The organism is Paenibacillus sp. FSL P4-0127 (assembly GCF_038007325.1).
Lineage (GTDB): Bacteria > Bacillota > Bacilli > Paenibacillales > Paenibacillaceae > Fontibacillus > Fontibacillus macerans.
The window spans coordinates 3930308-3949424 of sequence record NZ_JBBOWY010000001.1 but is presented as its reverse complement, the minus strand read 5'-3'; the positions used below and the strand labels follow the sequence as shown (position 1 = coordinate 3949424).

Genomic DNA, 19117 nt, shown 5'->3' with positions numbered 1-19117 from the left:
ACTTATTCTCTTTCTCTATTGTAAAACAGGCTGTCAAATGAAAAAAGCGCAAGGCCCTGACCGGGCCCTGCGCTCCAGGCTCACATAACACGTCTGGGGCGGTGGGTTAACAGCATCTCCTGCTCCGTAACATACAGCGGAAACGGCGGCATTTCCTTGAGGTAGTGCTCCCGCATTAACAGCCGGTAATCCACCTGGAGCTCGCGGGACTGTTCCAGCACCGGAAGTTTCCCCTGTTCATCCATGTAAGTATCCACCGCAGGCTGAACCATGTCCAAGTAATAGGGAATCAGGCGGTCGGTTTCATCAAAAATCTCATAGGTTTCCCTGGACAGAAAAAATCGTTGCTTCGTAATGCCGCCCAAATAACGCGACAATCGCTTCATTTCCAGACTTCCGTCAGGAAGCAGCAGCGATAACCGGTTTACGCCTTCGGGCATGTCGGCCTCAAAACGCAATACGGCCTGCCTCACCTCGTCGAGCGAAACCGAAACGGTATCCGGGGCTCCGGCGCGAGTTGGTTTTGGTTTTCTTTTGAACCACGACAGCATGTACGGCACCTCCCTAAATCTATCAAATTTATGGCAAGCGCTTACAATATTAGTTTACTCCAAATTTTACGTTTTGAGACAGCCGCGCTTCAATTGTCACTCAATGGACACAACAAGGCCTGATTTCGCCAAAAAACCGTTAATGTCTGGCTATTCTTTGGCATTTGCTGTAGGATGGTATTGTTTTGAAAATTCTTTTTGAAAACCAAAAAAAACAACAAACACAGGAGGAACCCATGCAGGATGTCATCATCATCGGAGCAGGGCCTTGCGGACTGTCGGCAGCGATCGAATGCCAGCGGCGCGGACTGCATGTGCTCGTTCTCGAAAAACATTGCTTAGTTCATTCCATCTACTCTTATCCAACCCATATGCAATTTTTCAGTACGGCCGAGCTGCTGGAAATCGGGGATGTGCCGTTTGCTACGCCCAATGACAAGCCTTTCCGCCATGAAGCGCTGGCATATTACAGAAAAGTGAGCGACTTCTACAACGTCCCGGTATCGGCTTATGAGGAAGCCACGGAAGTCCAGCGGCAGCCGGACGGTACGTTTATCGTGCGCTCCGTCAAGCGCGGCGGGGAACACACGGAGTACGCGGCACGAAATGTGATCATTTCGACGGGGTATTTCGATCACCCCAATATTTTGGGCATTCCGGGAGAAAATACCGATAAAGTGTCCCACTATTTCCAGGAGGCGCATCCGTATACCGGCACCAAAGTGACGATTATCGGCGGCAGCAACTCGGCCGTGGACGCGGCGCTGGAGCTCGTTCGCGTGAACGCCGAGGTCACCGTCGTCTACCGGGGTGACGATCTTTCCGGCAACATCAAGCCTTGGGTGCGGCCGATCTTCGAAAGCCTGGTCAACAAAGGCAAAGTCGATCTGCGGCTAAACTCCCGGGTGATAGAAATCCATCCGGATCATGTGGTCGTCGAGGCCAACGATAGCGGCGAAACAACGGCGCTGATCAACGATTTCGTGCTGGCCTTGACCGGATTCCGTCCGGACCGCAAACTGCTGTTTGGCGCCGGGGTGGAAATGGCCGGCGATATGGAGAAGCCGGTGTTCGATCCGGAAACGATGGAGACGAACGTGCCGGGGTTGTACGTCGCGGGCGTCATCGCCTCGGGCCGCAACGCCAACGAGGTGTTTATCGAAACCGGGCGCGGCCACGGCAAGCTGATCGCGGAGCATATTTTGGCTTCCCGTTCCGCCGAAAAATAACGCCCCAAAAGGGGCAAGGCCCGGTTTGGATTTCTCCATAGGAGGAGGTGCAAAGCACCATGAATCAAATCGATGTCACGGCGCTGCTGCTGTTGCTTCTGGCCGCGCTCGGGATCTTCAGCAGCAATATGCCGATCACGGTGGCGATGATCGTCCTGCTGCTGCTGCGCGTGCTGCATTTGAACAGCACGTTTCCCTGGCTGGACAAGTACGGTCTGACGATCGGCATCATCATTTTAACCATCGGCGTCATGAGCCCCGTCGCCAGCGGGAAAATCTCGATCCAGACGCTGTGGGCATCTTTTCTCAACTGGAAATCGCTGCTCGCCATCGGCGTCGGCATGCTTGTCGCCTGGCTCGGCGGCCGCGGCGCGGCGCTGATGGGCAGCCAGCCGACCGTCGTGGCGGGGTTACTCATCGGCACGGTGCTCGGCGTCGCCTTTTTCCGCGGCGTCCCCGTCGGCCCGCTGATCGCCGCCGGGATTTTGTCGCTGGTGATCGGGAAGCTGTAGGCTGCCGCACCCTCCGCCCTGCCGATAGGACCTAAACGAGGGGCAGTCACCTTAAGTTCACGTAAGTCCAAGCTGATAATCGGCCGGCAACGGCTTCCGATGCTAACGGACCCAGATGCCGCTATTCGCACCATTTCCCGGTATTTCCCAAGCTTACGGACTCAGCGGGCCAGCGGGCGTTATTTGCTCTCAATGAGCATACTCTTGTGCCATTCGGCCAAATAACGCCCACCCAGTCCGTTAGGGGCAAAATCAGCTTGTTTGGGCCCGGATAATTTCGTTCAGGTCCGTTACGAAAGAGAATAGCGGAACTTTTTGTATCTATTTCCTCGTTGTGAAGGTTGCTTGGTAGAATAGGGGAAAATTATGGTCTTATTTTCTATCCAGCCGCCAAGAACTGTCCTGATTGCTCTCTTCTTCGAAAAATAACGCCATTTTTTCCCTCTATTGCCCGCATTTTCGGTAAATGAACTGAAATAACGTACTTTTTTTCCGTTATTTAATAACTCCCTCACCGGCCGACAATCGGAGCAGGCGGCCTGAGATCGTTGCCGAGCCCGTCATTACCCTACCTCCACCGGGCTTAAATTCTGGATATTGTAGAGCTGCGCATACACGCCTTCCGGTTTAGCCATCAGTTCCTCGTGCGTACCGCGTTCGGCGATTTCGCCGTCCTTCATGACGATGATTTGGTCGGCATGGGTGATCGTGGACAGGCGGTGCGCGACGATCAGCGTCGTACGGCTGTGCGCAAGCTGCAGCAGCGACTGCTGGATCAGATGCTCCGACTCCAGGTCGAGCGCGGACGTCGCCTCGTCGAGGATGAGGATCGGCGGATCCTTCAGGAACACGCGGGCGATGGCGATCCGCTGCTTTTGGCCGCCGGACAGCTTCACGCCGCGTTCCCCGACCTCGGTGTCGTAGCCGCTTGGCAGCTGCATGATGAAATCATGCGCATTGGCCGCTTTCGCCGCAGCGATGACCGCCTCCTCGTTCGCGTCCGGGCGGCCGAACAAAATGTTGTCGCGCACGCTGCCGCTGAACAGGAAATTGTCCTGCAGCACCATGCCGATCCGGCTGCGCAGGCTTTCCATCGTCCACTGCCGGACGTCCCGGCCCCCGACGACGACCTCCCCTTTCTCTATATCGTAGAAACGGGGAATCAAACCGACCAGCGACGATTTCCCGCCGCCGCTCATGCCGACGAACGCCACCGTTTGCCCGGGCGCCGCCGCAAACGAAATATCCTTCAGCACCCACTGCCCTTGCTCCTGGTACCTGAACCAAACGTTCCGGAACGCCACGCCGTGGCTGCCCCGGGGCAGCGCCGCCGCGTCCGGCGCATCGGTCATGTCGTACGGCTGCTCGAGCAGCTCCAGCACCCGTTCCCACGAGGCGGAGGCCTGCGTCAGCGTCGTCGACGCATTGATCAGCCGCTTGAGCGGCGCGTACAAACGGTCCAGGTAGCCGAAAAAGGCCACGAACGTCCCCAAGGTCAGATGCCCCTGAATCACCTGGTAGCCGCCGTATCCGATCACGAGCAGCGGCGCGATGTCGGTCATCGTGTTGATGATGGCGAACGTCCAGGCGTTCCAGCGGCTGTGGGCCATCGCTTTTTGCAAATATTTGCCGTTGATTCCTTCGAATTTCTTGCGGTCGTGCCGCTCCAGCGCAAAGCTGCGGATGACCGAGATCCCCTGAATGCGCTCATGCAAATAAGCCTGAATGCCTGCCAGGGCCGCGGACCGGTCTTTGGTCAGCTTTTTCAGCCGCTTATACAGCACCTTGACCGCGATGGCGTACAGCGGAAAAATCGCGATCGACACCAGCGCCAGCAGCGGGTTCAAATAAAACATAAATCCCAACACGAACACGAGCGTAAACGTGTCCAGCCAGACATTCATCATCCCGACTTCGACGATGTTTTTCGTCTGCTCCGCGTCGTTGATGAAGCGGGAAATGATCTCCCCCACCTTCGTGTTCTGATAATACCTTAGCGATAGCCGCTGCAGATGCCCGTACAGCCGGTTCCGCAAGTCAAACAATATCCGCGCCGTGATAAACTGGGCGAAATACTGCCGCGCATATTCCACCGGTCCGCGGACGATGACGAACAGGAACAGCGTAATTCCCAGTACCATCATCAGCTGCGGCACCTTTTGCCCGGCCGCCATGCTCCCGTTCAGCAATATATCGTCCACCACGTATTTTTGCACGAGCGGGAGCAGCGACGGAATGCCGAACTTCAGCATGCCGATGAACAAGGTTAATATAATCCACTTCGTATAAGGCCGGACAAACGTAAAATAGGCTTTCCAATATTTCAATTTGCGTACACATCCCTCTCCTGAAATGGCAACATATCCCGATTTTGGGGATAAACGCCGATTTTCGTCAAGCAAAGCTGAATTTATAAACCGATTGTGGTATACTCCATTATAATTGATAACTCACTATGAAAATAATATAGCAACGAGGCACAGGCCGGTTTAGGAGGATGACCATGTCACGCCGATTTGTCATTGAAGCCGTGATGGTGGCGATTTATGGAGAATTGCTGGTGCCCCAGGCACCTGTTGAATATATTGTACCCTACACCACCGTCATGGAGCTCTATGAATTTCAAAACAGCCCGGAACCGTTGATGAACGATCCGGCCGACGATTTCCACGTCAAACAAAAAATAGCCGAGCTGATCGCTTATTTGGAGGAGCCGCTAAACCGCAAGAAGCTTGAACGCGCGTTAGGCGTGCCCTGGTCCAAAAGCCCGTCCATATTGTTCGGCGATAAAATATCCTGGACCGTCATCAACGCGGTCGACAATGAGCAATACGGCGAATTTCTCGACCCGATCGAAACGGAAATCGTGCTTACCGCCCAGCGGGAGAACGCCCCGATTCTAACCGATCAATTGGAGCTGATCCGGCGGATCATCGAAGCGGAAATGCCGGTTCAAGTGTTTGATATCGGCGATTTTGAATTTGCCATGGAAGACAGCATTATCTGATGAGGAAAAAGACAGAAAAGGCCCGTAAAGAACGGGCCTTGTTTCGTTATGGCATGCGGCTTCTTGCGCTTCCGGCGATAAGGCGGTCAGTTTGGGAGTGCCGCCTCGTATTTATATTCAATGTCGCCAAGCCCCTCGTCATACGTCACATTCAAATGATAGCCGTCCAAATACCACTTATCCTGGTCCTCCATGTAGAACGTGATGCCCTCCACCTCCGAAGTCAAGGCCGGCGATACCGGGCGATCGACTCCGATGCCAAGCGAGAACCCCGGATACAGTTTCCCCCCCGAGCTGTAGCGGGCGAAAAAGCGCACGGCTTGCCCGTTTTTCAGGTCCAACTCCCGTTTAAACCATTCGGCTGCTTCTTGTGTAACGTGGATCATCAGAATCTCCCCTCTCCTTTTTCTCTTATTGTAGACCAAACCGGGCCGATTGCCAAACCCTTGTTCGGAAGCGGAAAAATAAAGTTTGACATCTTCTTGAATCCGGTGATACAATCGGGAACATACGAATCGCATTTTCAAGTAATTACCAATGAAGAAAGGGTGAGCACGGTGTTCAAGTTCAAAGATTCCGATGTACGTCCGCGTACGGATCGCCTACAACCGAATACCGGGGCAGACCCTGCCCGCTTGAAACGAATCGAACGCTAACCGCCAATTGTTATGAAGGGACGGATTCGGCGGCGAAATTATACGCGGGGCTGCTTTTGATAATAAAGCGGCGTACGCGGCATATGTTAAGGTTCTTTAAGGCATATCGTTTACGGACGGTATGCCTTTTTTGCCGTTTTTCAAGCTGTAGAACAACCTGGTATGGAAAAAGGAGGAAATCGCAACATGTTTTCGGTTCTGAAAAATTTGGGCTGGTTTTTTAAGCGTGAAAAGAGGCGCTACACCATCGGCCTGTTCCTGCTCATCGTGGCCGGAATCGCTGAACTCGCCCCGCCGCGGCTGCTCGGCAGCGCCATCGACGAAATCGTGGGCGGCACCGTAACTTGGGGCTCGCTCACGAAATATATTCTGCTCATCATCGGCTTTCTGCTGTTCATCTATCTGACCACCTACATATGGATGCATTCGCTGTTCGGCGGCTCGAACTTGGTCGAGCGGCTGCTGCGCTCGCGTTTTATGAGCCATCTGCTGCGGATGACGCCGCCGTTTTTCGAGCGGAGCCGTACCGGGGATCTGATGGCCCGGGCCACGAACGACCTGCGCTCGGTCGCCCAAACCGCCGGCTTCGGGATGCTGACGCTCACCGACTCGACGGCGTATCTGGCGGTCATTTTTATCGCCATGAGCACGTTGATCAGCTGGAAGCTGACGCTCGCGGCGATCATCCCCCTCCCCTTTATCGCCCTGGCGATGAAGATTTACGGGAAGATCATCCATGAGCGTTACACGCTGGCCCAGGATGCGTTCGGGGACATGAACGATCAGGTGCTGGAATCGATCGCCGGCATCCGTGTCATTCGCGCCTATGTGCAGGAACGGAATGATGAACAGCGTTTTGCCGACATCACCAACGACGTTTACCAGAAAAACCTGGCGGTCGCCAAAGTGGACGCCTACTTCGAGCCGACCATCCGGCTTTGCGTCGGGCTAAGCTATGCGATCGGACTGACGTACGGCATTTATCTCGTCTTTCATAACGAATTAACCCTGGGCGATCTCGTGTCCTTCAACATGTACCTGGGGATGATGATCTGGCCGATGTTTGCGATCGGCGAACTGATTAACATTATGCAGCGCGGCGGCGCTTCGCTCGACCGCGTCAACGAAACGCTGAACGTCAAGCCGGACGTTCAGGACGTGCCGAATCCGGTGCGGGTGGAAACGCCGGAAACGATCGAATTCAAAGACGTCACGTTCCGTTATCCGACGTCGACCGTCAACAATCTGGAGCAGATCGACCTGACGATCCGGCGCGGAGAAACGCTCGGCATCGTCGGCCGGACCGGCAGCGGCAAGTCGACGCTGCTGAAGCAGCTGCTGCACGAGTATCCGCTCGGCAGCGGCGAGCTGACCGTCTCCGGCGTGCCGATCCAGGATATCGCGCTGAAGCAGCTGCACGGGTGGGTCGGGTATGTGCCGCAGGAGCAGATCCTGTTCTCCAAAACGGTCCGCGAGAACATTCAGTTCGGCTTCAAAGACGCGCCGGATGAAACCATCATGGAAGCGATCCGCACCGCCGCATTTGACCAGGACCTGGGTACGTTGTCCGACGGGCTGGACACTCTGGTCGGCGAGAGAGGCGTGGCCCTTTCCGGCGGTCAGAAGCAGCGCGTGTCGCTGGCCCGGGCGTTTATCGCCGACCCGGACATCCTGATTCTCGACGACGCGCTGTCGGCCGTCGATGCGCGGACCGAAGCCCGGATCATCGAAAATATCCGCACCCGCCGGGCCGGCAAAACGACGCTCATCTCCACGCACCGGCTGTCCGCCGTAGAGCATGCCGACTGGATCGTCGTGCTGGAGAAAGGCCGCATCATTGAAGAAGGTACCCACGAATCGCTGCTTGCGCGCGGCGGCTGGTACCGCGAACAATACGAACGCCAGCAGGTGGAATCGACCCTGACTGACTAAGGAGGTGTCCTAAGTTATGCACGCCCATACGGGGAAATCGTTATTCAAATACGCTTTAACGGCCAAAAATACCTTTATACTCGCGCTCGTCATGCTGGCGATCGGCGTCGCCGCCGAACTCGCCGGCCCGTTTATCGCCCGCGCGATGATCGACGATCATATGCTGGCGATCGAACAGCCGTTTTACGAAACGGCAAGCCAGGACGAGAGCACCGTCCTTTACGACGGCCGGTACTTTAAGCGGGGCGACCGCTTTGCGGAAAGCGAAGCCAAAGGCGGTGAGGTGCGCGTGCTGCAGGCCGGAACCAGCTTCCTGTTCATCGATGAGCCGGTCGCGGACGTCACCGGCGACCGCAGCTTTAAGGACGGCGTCCTGACCATCGCCCGCAAGGACGGCACCGTTAGCGAATATCCGGCGCAAAAGCTCAGCGCCTCCGGGCTGTTCGCTTTTTACAAACCCGAGGTTCCCGGCATTATTTCGCTGATTATATGGTACTTCGTTTTTCTGGCCGTCTCCATCGTGATGGAATTCGGCAAAACGTATTGGCTGCAATCGTCCGCCAACAAGGTCATCCGCAAGCTGCGCATGGACGTCTACGCCCACATTCAGCGGCTGCCGGTGTATTTCTTCGACAATCTGCCGGCCGGGAAAGTCGTATCCCGGGTGACGAACGACACGGAAGCGGTCAAAGATTTGTTTATCGCGGTGCTGGCGAACTTTTTTTCCGGGATTATCAATATGCTGGGCGTCTATGTGGCGTTGTTTATTCTCGACGTGCGGCTCGGCCTGATCTGCTTGTTCATCGTGCCGGTCATCTACCTGTGGGTGGTGCTGTACCGGAAATTCGCCACCAAATACAACACGATCATCCGCTCGCGGCTTAGCGAGATCAACGCGATCATCAACGAGTCGATCCAGGGCATGTCGATCATCCGCATTTTCCGCCGCGAGGCGAAAACAAAGGCAGAGTTCGAAAACCTGAACGACGATTATATGAAACATCAGAACAAAATGCTGAACCTGAACGCTTTTACGTCGCATAACCTGGTGAACGTAATCCGCAACCTCGCTTTTGCCGCGGTGCTCTGGTATTTCGGTTCGGCGCAGCTTGGCGGGGACAGCGTTATTTCGCTCGGCGTGCTGTACGCCTTCGTCGACGTGCTGGGGCGTCTGTTCCAGCCGATCACCGGGATGGTCAACCAATTGGCCGCGCTCGACACCTCGATGGTGTCCGCCGGGCGGGTGTTTGCCCTGATGGACGAACCGGGCGAAGACGTCACGGACGGCTCGATGCCGCGTTACAAAGGGAACGTGGAGTTCAAGGACGTATCGTTTGCTTATAAGCAGGATTACGTGCTGAAAAATATTTCGTTCGAAGCGAAGCAGGGCCAAACGGTGGCGCTGGTCGGGCATACCGGGTCCGGCAAAAGCTCGATCATCAACCTGCTGTTCCGGTTTTACGATCCGCAAAAAGGCCTGATCACGATCGACGGCCAGCCGGTGAAGGACCTGCCCAAGCAGTGGATCCGCCGGCATATGGGCATCGTGCTGCAGGACCCTTACCTGTTCACCGGGACGATTCTGTCCAACGTCACTTTGGGCGACGAGCGGATCTCCCGGGAAGCGGCGGAGCAGGCTTTACGCGACGTCGGTGCAACGCGGATTCTCGCGCATCTGCCCAAAGGGCTGGACGAACCGGTCGTGGAAAAAGGCAGCACCCTTTCCGCCGGCGAACGCCAGCTGATCTCGTTTGCGCGGGCGCTTGCCTTCGACCCGGCCATCCTGATTCTCGATGAGGCGACCGCCAACATCGATACGGAAACCGAAGCGCTGATCCAAAACGCGCTGGAGGTGTTGAAGCGGGGCCGGACCACTTTCATCATCGCGCACCGCTTGTCCACGATCCGCAGCGCCGACCAGATCCTCGTGCTGCATCGCGGCGAAATCGCCGAGCGCGGCACCCACGATGAGCTGCTCGCCATGGGCGGACGGTACTATCAAATGTACCGCCTGCAGCACGGAGGCGCGGAAGCGCCCGGCGCGCCGGCGGCAGGCCAGCCCTGGGCGCCGGTGGCTAATCCGCGCTGACAAAAAAAACTTCAGACCCGCTTATTAGGCGGTTCTGAAGTTTTTTTTAGTTTAAAGAAATCTGTAAATTTTCACATGTGCGTTTTGGTCAAGGCAGTTTCTTAACCTCCACCGTATATTGGCTGGAGATGTACGTCTCTGCCCTCGTATCGGAAATGACCTGAATATAATTCATGCCCGGTTCGGGGGACAGCAGTTCGTAATAGACGGTGGCCTTGTCGCCGGAGAACTCCACTTTAGCTACACGGATGCCGTATCCCGGGTTCGGCTGCTCGGCGCGGGTGAGCACCACCTTGTTGATTTGGTCGTTTACTTTTTCGACTTGAAAGCTTACGTTATCCTGCATCCCCTGTTCGGCTTCCTTGTATTTATCGATGTATTCGGCCGCATTATATACGAGCCGGGCCGCTTCAATGCGGGTTATGGTATCCTGCGGATGGAATTTGCCCTGCTCGTCCAGGCTGGCGATCTTCATTAGCAGCAGCTGCTGGATGTGGCCCGAATATTCCACGGTGATCTGATCGGCATCGGCGATTTCGATGAACATTTTGACCATTGGATAGTCGCCAGTCGTACCTACGGCCTGCACCAAAATATCGGCAAAAGCTTCCCGCGTCAGCTCGGCATTGGGGTCAAAGTCTTTGGGCAGCTTGATACCTTTGTCTGCGGCGATCCGCAGCGCGGAGGAATACCATTCATCCTTGGCGGGAACCTGTGATTTGGCGGCGTCCTTCACTTTGAGACCAAGCCCGTTGACGATCATCGTCACCGCCTGTGCTCCAGTCAGTTTGCCCATGGGAACGAACTTGTCCGGCGTAATTCCTTGGATGATTCCTTTTTGTTGCAGTGACTCGGTAATACCGGCGTCATCTCCCTGCACATCGCTGAAAGCAGAAACGGAAGTCGTCAAAAGCAGCGAACCGGCCAGCAGCAGAGCGGCTGAAAGTTTCAATTTTGGCGTTTTTTTCATATCTCATCACCTCTGTCCCCCTAGACGGGAGGCCCGCCCAAAAGGTTGCAGTAATTTCCGTTTCACAAATTTATGTGTGCTCGTAATTGTTCGGCAGCAGACGGTAGACAGTAGACAGTAGACGGTGCGGCTTAATGGTTATTTGACTAACCTATTCGTTTGAAGTTAACAGCCCCTGCTTTCTGGATCTCCAGTCTTTTTCTAACGGTTGTACTCGAGCTTATTTCGCCAAAAAGACGAGAATTCAATTTCTAACGGTTGTGGTTGATCTTATTCAGTGAAAGAGGCTCGAATTCGTAGAAGAAAAGCGAAATAAGCTCTGTCACAACCGTTAAATTTAATTTCACCTCTATTTTATCAAAATAACGGCGATCACAACCGCTAGAATGACAAACTAGGCTTAAAGGCACGCATCTTCATCCTAACTATTCAGTTTTCCAGCACGATGGTATTGGGATCAGGGCCTCAAGGGGGAGAGGGACGCTGAACAAATAAGCCAAGTTGCTTGAGAAACTCCGGCGAAAAAAATAAGTACAAAAAATGTCGTTATTCCGGCGATATCCGCCCATTTGAGAGGAATAGAGGCGATTTATGCCGCTATTTTCCTCCGTCGTAAGGAAATTCCGGTAATCTTCCCCATTTATAGGAATATAAGTATATAAATGCCCTAATGAGGATGTACACGCCCAGCTCCGGATAATAAGCACATAAAGTGCCGTTATTTTGAACGCCGGCGGCAGGCCGTTCCATTTAACTGGCTGTCAAGCGCCGATACTTAGGTTGAGCCCACTTTTCACCTCTGTTTCACAGTTCCCAGAACGCTTTGCTGCGGCGCGTGCCGGCAGTGGGCGGGGGGGTTGGACGACTTGGTCTATCCGTCCCGCCGCTTTCGGAAATCGAGGTCCATCCGGCCCGATTTTCTGCACCGCTTCTACGCTTGTTTGCGTTCAAGCTCTTTTAAGCGCCGCGCGATCAGCTCCCGGTCGAAATGCTCGCCGATGAACACGGCCACATCCGGCACCTCGCCTTGCGGCGTAATTTTCAAGTAATCCGCTTCCCGGTAGGCGTATTGGAACAGAAAGCGGCTGGCCGTGTCGGTAAAGGTCAAAACGCCTTTGCCCCGGTACACTTCGCGCGGCAGCTCGGCAATAAACCGTTCGAACTCTTCACTGTCCACCGGCCCGTTAAAATAGTGCGTATACACGGTAACATGCTCATGCGAAGTATGGGGGTAATGGTGATCGTGATCGTGGTCATGGTTATGGTTATGCTCATGGTCATGTGACGCAAATTCGTGCTCACGTTCATGCTTGCGCTCGTGTTGATGCTCATGTTCGTGTCTGTGTTCGTTCTTATGTTTGTGTTCGTGCTTGTGTTTGTTCTCCAGTTCGTGCTCGTGCTTGTGCTCATGTTGATGCTCGTGTAAAGGTTCAAGTACTTGCCCATGTTCGTGCCCGTGCCCATAGTCGTTCTCTTCATGACCAAGCCGGAGATCGCGCCCCCCGGAACCGGACCGTCCTCCGCTCAACAAACCGGGAATGTCGACCTCACATTTCACGGTGGACACGATTTGCGCGTATGGGTTTAGCTTGCTCAGTAAATCGATCATTTCCCGCTGCCGCCCCCCGCCGATCATATCGATCTTGTTCAGGATAAGGACGGACCCGCAGCGGATTTGTTCCAGCATTAAACGGTAGGTTTTCCCCTTTTGCAAATCGTGCAGTTCGGCCAAATGCGCCGCGTCCACGACGGTGATCATCGGTTTTATCTCCAGCTTCAAATACAGCGACACTTCGGTGACCGCGTCGAATATCTCCAGCGGATTGCCCGCCCCGGTCGCCTCGATGACGACCAGATCCGGCTTTTCCGCCGAGATCAGCTCGGCCATCTGTACGCTTAAATCCCCGCGGATCGTGCAGCAAATGCAGCCTCCCAGCATTTCCGCCATCGGCACTTCGCCCGGGACGAGCAGGCCGTCCAGGTTGACGTCCCCGATTTCGTTCATGATGACAGCCGGGCGCAAACCTTTATCCTGCCAAAACCGCAGCAATCGCTGCAGCAGCGTTGTTTTACCGCTCCCCAAAAATCCGGACAATATATATACTTGCGTAATTTTCTCCATGACTTCCCCTCTTCTCCTTCTAGGCTGACCACCATGCTATGGTTGGGCGGCATTCGTTCCATCTGTACGAATGCGAGTTTACACCAAGCGGCAAGGACATGCAACCCTATTTCAAGCCCTATTTCACGCCGCTGTTTCCCCCCCCTGTTTCAAGCCGCTGTTTCACACTCTTTTTTAAAGTCGCTGTTTCACACTTTATTTCAACCCCTATTTCACGCCGCATTTCATGCCGAGATGTTTTGCCCAGGAAGTGATAAAATGGGATTAACTCTATCTCAACCTGAAAGGAATCGATTTAAAGATGAGATCTGTAGATGAACATCGGAATGAAGCGCCGGATCAAGTATCATGCCTGGTGGTCACGGTATCTGACACGCGGACGGAAGAAACGGACAGCAGCGGCCGGCTGATCAAAGAGCTGCTGCAGCAGAACGGTTACCGGGTTGCCAGGTACGTCATCGTCAAAGACGATTACGACGGGATTCGCCAGCTGCTGCGCGAAGCGGCCTCCGACCGCAGTATCGAAGCGGTGCTGCTTACCGGCGGAACCGGGATCGCGCCCCGGGACACAACGTATGAAGCGGTCCGCAGCTTGCTGAATAAAGAGATGCCCGGATTCGGCGAAATTTTCCGCTATCTCAGCTTTACCGAGGATATCGGTGCCGCCGCGATTCTTAGCCGGGCGATTGCCGGAACGATCAGCAACAAAGCCGTGTTTTCCATGCCCGGTTCGCAAGGGGCCGTCAAACTCGCCATGGAGCGGATCATTATCCCCGAACTGCGCCATGTGATGCGGGAAATTTACAAAAAATAATATCCAAAAAAATAACCAACCTCTTACCGGGTGCGGCCCTGAAAAAGAGGTTGGTTATCGCTTCATAATTATTGGGCGGCGCGGTCCTGCATCCGCATCAAAAGACGGTCAAAGATCGTTTTCATTTGCTCGCGATATTGACTGTTTTTTTGCGCCGTGGAGGCGTAAACCAACGCCGCGTTGTCCCGGGTCCGTATGACGGAAGCCTGGCTGGCTGCAGCAGCCGCGTGAAGCCCCTTCTTTCCATCGCCGGATCCATCGCCGGAGCCGTAAATTTCCGTCATTTCGCGAATCCGGTCCTGCTCGCTGGGGAAAACGTGAACGATGATGAAATGCCGCGCGTCTCCGTTAATGAAATAACTGTAGCTGATATTCCCATCAAGCCCTTCGGCATACGTTTCATGCGTTAAACGGATTCCCCGCTCGGCGCACTCCGCCTTTAACGAACGCAGCAAGGAGGTGTTGAGCGTCGTTCCGCTCGTCAGCTGCCTGTGGTTGCCCTTCCGGTAGCTGTTCATATTGTATTTTTCCATTTCCTGCTTCGCCACTTTTTGCATCCCATTACCGCAGCCCGTGGACAGCGATACCGCCAATACCAGGCCAAGACCGAGTTTACACCAATTCATGTCAATACCCCACCTTTGCACAAAGCTTTCGCTTGCCGCTCCGATGGGGTTAGGGTGTCTCATATGCGCCCAGTTTATACCATCCTCTGGGTCTAATCTTTAAAAACGATCACCTGCCGGCCAACGGCCTGGCCGGAAAGGATCGTTTCCAGCGTTTGCGGAAGCTGCTCAGGGGGATATACGTTAATCCCTTCGTTCAGCGCGCGCTCCGGCTTCCATTCCCCGGCCAGCCGCAGCCATAACTGAAGGCGCAGCGGCGTCGGGCAAAAGACGGAATCGATGCCAAGCAGATTCACGCCCCGCAAAATAAACGGATAAACGGTGGTTTCCACGTTACCGCCCGCAGTCAGTCCGGACAAGGCGACAGAACCGCCGTATTTGACCGCTTTAAGCAAATCGGCCGTCATCGCGCCGCCAACCGGGTCGACGATGGCTGCCCAGCGTTCCTTGCCGAGCGCCCCTTTGGCTCCGGACGATGCCTCTTCCCGCGAGATCACGTCGGACGCGCCAAACGCCAGAAGTTTTTCCCTTACACCGGTTTTGCCGGTGACGGCAACGACTTCAAACCCCAGTTTGGCGAGAATGGCCACGGCCATGCTGCCGACGCCGCCGGTCGCCCCCGCGACAAGGACGGGGCCGTCCTCCCGCGCCAGCCCGTTATCGAGCAGGCGTTGTACGGACAATGCCGCCGTAAAGCCGGCGGTGCCGATCGCCATCGCCTCCTGGGCCGTCAGCCCCTGCGGCAGCGGCACGAGCCAGTCCCCGGGCACCCGGGCGATTTCGGCAAAGCCGCCTTCATGCGTTACGCCCAGCCCGTAGCCGGTGCACAGCACCAGATCCCCGGGCCGAAACCGCGCATCGCGCGATTCGGCGACTTCTCCGGCCAAATCGATCCCGGGGATAAACGGATACTTTCTCACGATTTTGCCGTCCGGAATGCTCGCCAGTCCGTCTTTATAGTTGACGCCCGAATAGTGGACGCGAATCGTGACCTCGGCATCGGGCAGGTCGGACAAGCCGATCGTCTCCAGCCCGGCGCGAAATCCCTGCTCGTCCTGATGCACGCGGAAGGCGCGAAATTGTTGTTCCATTGTTTTTCCTCCTTTAAGAGGTAGTTCAAAAAGTGCTGTGAACACTCATTTTACATCAAAGATAAGGATGCTCATGCTTGGCCAGCAGCATCTGCCAGCGGCGCTCGACCTCCCGTTCAAATTCGGCCAGCGCTTCGGCATTTTCCGGCTTCGTTAAATGGCGGGTTTTGCCCATCGTTTTCAGCCAGTCCGTCAACGGCACACGTTTACCCTTCTCCTCCGGGTTGTACGTAATCGTCGTCTGTCCATGCTCGACTTCGTACAGCGGGAAAAAGCAGGAGTTCACCGCCGCATCGACGATATTTGTGCCCTGGTCGTCGGGGCTGATCCAGTTGAGCGGACAGGCTATCAATATTTTACCATAAACCAGCCCTTCGTTTTGCGCATACCACTGCGCTTTGGCCGCCTTTTTCACCAAATCCTGAGGATAAGCCTCGCTGCCCGTAAAGACGTAAGGGATGTTGGTCGCCGCCATAATTTGCGCCGTGTCTTTATGCTGGAACGCCTTCCCTTTTTGCACCTTGCCGATATTGGACGTGGAAGTCCGGTGGCCCAGCGGTGTCGAATAGGACAATTGCGCCCCGGTGTTCATGTATCCTTCGTTATCGTACTCGATGATTATCATTTTGTGATTGCGCAGCGCGGCCCCGATCGCCGGTCCCATGCCGATATCCATCCCGCCGTCGCCGGTGACCATCACGAACGTAAAGTCGTCCTTCAGGCCAAGATCGTCCAGTTCGCCCCGGCGTTTTCTTTCCCAAAACATCTCGACGACCCCGGACAGGGTGGCCGCGCCGTTCTGGAACAGGTTGTGAATATAGGTCGCCTTGTGGGAGGAATACGGATACCCTGTCGTTACGACCATCGCGCAGCCCGTATGGAACAGCGCCACGATATCGCCTTCGATCCCTTTGAAAAACAGCTCCAAACCGGAGAAAATCCCGCAGCCCGGACAAGCGCCGTGGCCCGGAGCGATCCGCTTCGGCTTCTTCGTAAGCGAGCGCAGCGGCGGAATCCGCACGCCCAGTTTGCCGGTTTCTTCGTTCCGGGTAACGGTGATCAGCCCGGTCTTCAAATCTTCGAATTTGAGCGGATTCAGCACCCGCTTCGGCGTTTTGTCCGGATCGCCCGGCGTATGGCCGTAATAATCGAACGGAACCTCAACATGTCCCTTCTCCGCGGCATCGATCGCCAGCTTGAAAAAGTGATGTCCGTCTTCGGCGTAAAACTCTTTGCCCCCGAGGCCGTAGATCCGGCTGATCACCTTCGTTGTATGGTTGCCGTGCGTAAACAGCGCCGCCTTGATCTCGTTGACCATGTTTCCGCCGTACGCCCCGTAGGAATCGCCGCGGTCGCCAACGGTGATCGCCTTGACGTTTTTGAGCGCCTCGGCGATTTGCTTCTGCGGGAACGGGCGGATCATGTTCGGCGCGATCGAGCCCGCTTTGATGCCTTGGCGGCGCAAGTCGTCAACCACGTCCTTGATGATTTCGGACGCCGAATTCATCAGGAAGACCGCGACTTCCGCATCCTCCATCCGGTACAGATCAAGCACCTTGTATTCCCGGCCGGTCAGCGCCTCGTATTCGCCGGCAATGCGCTCGAAAACGCGTTCCGCGTTGTACATCGCCACAGACTGCTGGTAGCAGTTGTTGATATAATCGGGCTCGTTCATATACGGGCCGACCGTAATCGGGTTGTTGCGGTCAAGCGTGTGCGCAAACCCCGCCGGCGGGCGTTCCCCGATGAATTTCAGCACGTCTTCTTGTTTCGCGAAGGTATGCACCCGGCGTTTTTGATGCGACGTAAAATAGCCGTCCGAAGCGACGAGCACCGGCAGCCTTACCTCCGGATCCTCGGCTAGCTTGATCGCCATGATGTTCATGTCGTAAACGGCCTGCGGGTCGCGGCACATCAGAATCGGCCAGCCGGTGTTCAGCGCAAAGTACAGGTCCGAATGGTCGCCGTGGATGTCCAGCGGCCCGGAGATCGCCCGGCAAACCAGGTTCATGACCATCGGGAAGCGGGTTCCCGACTGCACCGGCATCTGCTCCAGCATATACAAATAGCCTTGCGCGCTGGTCGCGTTAAATACCCGCCCGCCGGCGGTGGAAGCACCATAGCAAATCCCGGCGGAGCTGTGCTCGCCGTCCGAAGGAATAAGCTTGATGTCATGTTGGCCGTTCGCTTTCATCAAATCGAGAAACTGCGCGACCTCCGTGGACGGGGAAATCGGAAAATACCCCATGATATGATAATTGATCTGGCTCGCGGCATAAGCGGCCATTTCGTTGCCCGACTCATACACGACGCGCTGTTCGACCGTGCCGGCGCGGCGTTCTGTTTCAATATCGATCGCCATATGTTTGTACCACCTTTCCCCTTAATATTAATGAACCGCCAAATCGAACAGATGCGGAACCCGATGCTCCTCCGCATAACCGTCTTCTTCCCGCTCCCCGGACAAAGCGTCCGTCGGACAAGCGTGAACGCATTTCAGGCAGCCTTTACAGTACTGGTAATCGATGCCTTTCAGGAACATCTGCGGCCGCCCTTTTTTATCCGGCTGTTCTTCCCATACAAAGCAATTGTCCGGACAAACATTGTCGCAAGCCGCACAATTGATGCAAGTTTCCGCTTTAAAATGCGGCATCATCCCGGAGCGGGAAATGCTGAGATCTTTCAGAATGCTGTTGCCCGGATTGACGACAATTCCGCCGATCGGCTGGGTTTCATACCCGAGCATCGGCGTATCGGCGCGTACGAAAGCGGGCATGCTGACGCCTTCCGGCAGCGCAAACGTTTCAAACACAACCTCTTTGTATCCGCGGTCAAACGTCGCCAAAGCGGGCGCCACCGTCTGCGGATATTTCTTCTCCAGCGATTTGCGGATAACGTCTTTCATCGTTTCCGGATCAAGGAACGGACATAACCGGAACAAAGCCCCGAGCATCGCCATATTGACCCGGTTCTTCTCCTCAAGCGCGATCCCGGTCGCATCGATGACGGCGATCGTCCCGCCGACAAGCTTCATTTTTTCCTTGAGCTCTTGCGGAGTTTTGCGCGAATTGACAAGTACGGTGCTGTCCTCGTAAATTCCGCTGATGACGTTCACCGTTTTGGACAACGCCTCCTGAAAAATGCCGACGATATGCGGCCGTTCCACCGGCGACGTATCGCGGATCGGCGTATTTAAGTCGCAAAACCGGATATGCGCCTTTACCGGGGAGCCTTTTTTCTCCGAGCCGTAAGACGAGAAGCTGACCCCGTTGAAGCCAGCTCCCTCCACCCCGGCTTCCGCCAGCATTTTGCCGGCCAGGTTGGCTCCCAAGCCTCCAATGGATTCCAAACGAATTTCAAAAAAACCAAGCTCATTTACTTTCGGCAACTGTACCACGCGTTTGGCCCCCTCCTTCTCGCATAGCGAGTTTATTAACAGCGTTAAAACAAACTATCGATGAATGACAATACAGCATGACTTTGTTAATTTTTAAAATATCACAGAAGACGTGTGACTT

At 55.2% G+C, this 19117-nt stretch carries 15 protein-coding genes; 6 read left to right on the top strand and 9 right to left on the bottom strand.

Annotation, left to right across the window (positions count from 1 at the left end; all coding sequences use genetic code 11):
- Window positions 1-80: 80 nt before the first annotated feature.
- Window positions 81-551, bottom strand: coding sequence for a DUF3939 domain-containing protein (locus NYE74_RS17815; protein ID WP_036622453.1), 471 nt, complete (start codon window positions 549-551; stop codon window positions 81-83).
- 236 nt (window positions 552-787) lie between these two features.
- On the opposite strand from NYE74_RS17815, the gene NYE74_RS17810 reads away from it, so the two are divergent.
- Together NYE74_RS17810 and NYE74_RS17805 are read left to right on the top strand one after the other, a co-directional pair.
- Window positions 788-1780: a YpdA family putative bacillithiol disulfide reductase gene (locus NYE74_RS17810; RefSeq protein ID WP_124332753.1), complete on the top strand. Its 993-nt coding sequence runs from the start codon at window positions 788-790 to the stop codon at window positions 1778-1780.
- Window positions 1781-1839: 59 nt separating this feature from the next.
- Window positions 1840-2292 (top strand): DUF441 domain-containing protein, encoded by a 453-nt coding sequence (locus NYE74_RS17805; RefSeq protein ID WP_155619469.1) that lies wholly within the window; start codon window positions 1840-1842, stop codon window positions 2290-2292.
- Window positions 2293-2855: 563 nt separating this feature from the next.
- Here the strand turns inward: NYE74_RS17805 and NYE74_RS17800 are convergent.
- The gene (locus NYE74_RS17800) at window positions 2856-4619 is read right to left on the bottom strand and encodes an ABC transporter ATP-binding protein (RefSeq protein ID WP_036622446.1); all 1764 of its coding nucleotides are present in this window, start codon (window positions 4617-4619) and stop codon (window positions 2856-2858) included.
- Window positions 4620-4795: 176 nt separating this feature from the next.
- Between NYE74_RS17800 and NYE74_RS17795 the strand changes: the two genes are divergently transcribed.
- Window positions 4796-5299: a hypothetical protein gene (locus NYE74_RS17795; RefSeq protein ID WP_036622444.1), complete on the top strand. Its 504-nt coding sequence runs from the start codon at window positions 4796-4798 to the stop codon at window positions 5297-5299.
- Window positions 5300-5385: 86 nt separating this feature from the next.
- Here the strand turns inward: NYE74_RS17795 and NYE74_RS17790 are convergent, their stop codons facing one another.
- The gene (locus NYE74_RS17790; RefSeq protein ID WP_124332770.1) at window positions 5386-5688 is read right to left on the bottom strand and encodes a HesB/YadR/YfhF family protein; all 303 of its coding nucleotides are present in this window, start codon (window positions 5686-5688) and stop codon (window positions 5386-5388) included.
- Between the two features lie 453 nt (window positions 5689-6141).
- Here NYE74_RS17790 and NYE74_RS17785 point away from each other — a divergent pair, with 453 nt between their 5' ends.
- Together NYE74_RS17785 and NYE74_RS17780 are read left to right on the top strand one after the other, a co-directional pair.
- Window positions 6142-7887 carry an ABC transporter ATP-binding protein gene (locus NYE74_RS17785; protein ID WP_124332752.1) on the top strand — a complete coding sequence of 582 codons (1746 nt, stop codon included), beginning with the start codon at window positions 6142-6144 and terminating at the stop codon, window positions 7885-7887.
- A 16-nt stretch (window positions 7888-7903) separates the two neighbouring features.
- Window positions 7904-9976 carry an ABC transporter ATP-binding protein gene (locus NYE74_RS17780; protein ID WP_124332751.1) on the top strand — a complete coding sequence of 691 codons (2073 nt, stop codon included), beginning with the start codon at window positions 7904-7906 and terminating at the stop codon, window positions 9974-9976.
- 88 nt (window positions 9977-10064) lie between these two features.
- Here NYE74_RS17780 and NYE74_RS17775 read toward each other — a convergent pair whose 3' ends face one another.
- Both NYE74_RS17775 and NYE74_RS17770 read right to left on the bottom strand, forming a co-directional pair.
- Window positions 10065-10946: a protease complex subunit PrcB family protein gene (locus tag NYE74_RS17775; RefSeq protein WP_036622438.1), complete on the bottom strand. Its 882-nt coding sequence runs from the start codon at window positions 10944-10946 to the stop codon at window positions 10065-10067.
- A gap of 931 nt (window positions 10947-11877) precedes the next feature.
- On the bottom strand, window positions 11878-13068 hold the full coding sequence (locus NYE74_RS17770) for a CobW family GTP-binding protein (RefSeq protein WP_341005043.1): 1191 nt from the start codon (window positions 13066-13068) through the stop codon (window positions 11878-11880).
- A 301-nt stretch (window positions 13069-13369) separates the two neighbouring features.
- Between NYE74_RS17770 and NYE74_RS17765 the strand changes: the two genes are divergently transcribed.
- Window positions 13370-13882 (top strand): MogA/MoaB family molybdenum cofactor biosynthesis protein, encoded by a 513-nt coding sequence (locus NYE74_RS17765; protein ID WP_036622434.1) that lies wholly within the window; start codon window positions 13370-13372, stop codon window positions 13880-13882.
- 68 nt (window positions 13883-13950) lie between these two features.
- On the opposite strand, the gene NYE74_RS17760 is transcribed toward NYE74_RS17765, so the two are convergent.
- The 4 genes from NYE74_RS17760 to NYE74_RS17745 form a co-directional block, all read right to left on the bottom strand.
- Entirely contained in the window at window positions 13951-14508 is a 558-nt protein-coding gene (locus NYE74_RS17760) for a hypothetical protein (protein WP_124332749.1), read from the bottom strand.
- A gap of 92 nt (window positions 14509-14600) precedes the next feature.
- Entirely contained in the window at window positions 14601-15599 is a 999-nt protein-coding gene (locus tag NYE74_RS17755; RefSeq protein ID WP_124332748.1) for an acrylyl-CoA reductase family protein, read from the bottom strand.
- 55 nt (window positions 15600-15654) lie between these two features.
- Window positions 15655-17961 (bottom strand): thiamine pyrophosphate-dependent enzyme, encoded by a 2307-nt coding sequence (locus NYE74_RS17750; protein ID WP_036622428.1) that lies wholly within the window; start codon window positions 17959-17961, stop codon window positions 15655-15657.
- A 27-nt stretch (window positions 17962-17988) separates the two neighbouring features.
- Window positions 17989-18996: a 2-oxoacid:acceptor oxidoreductase family protein gene (locus NYE74_RS17745; RefSeq protein WP_278738326.1), complete on the bottom strand. Its 1008-nt coding sequence runs from the start codon at window positions 18994-18996 to the stop codon at window positions 17989-17991.
- Window positions 18997-19117: the final 121 nt, after the last annotated feature.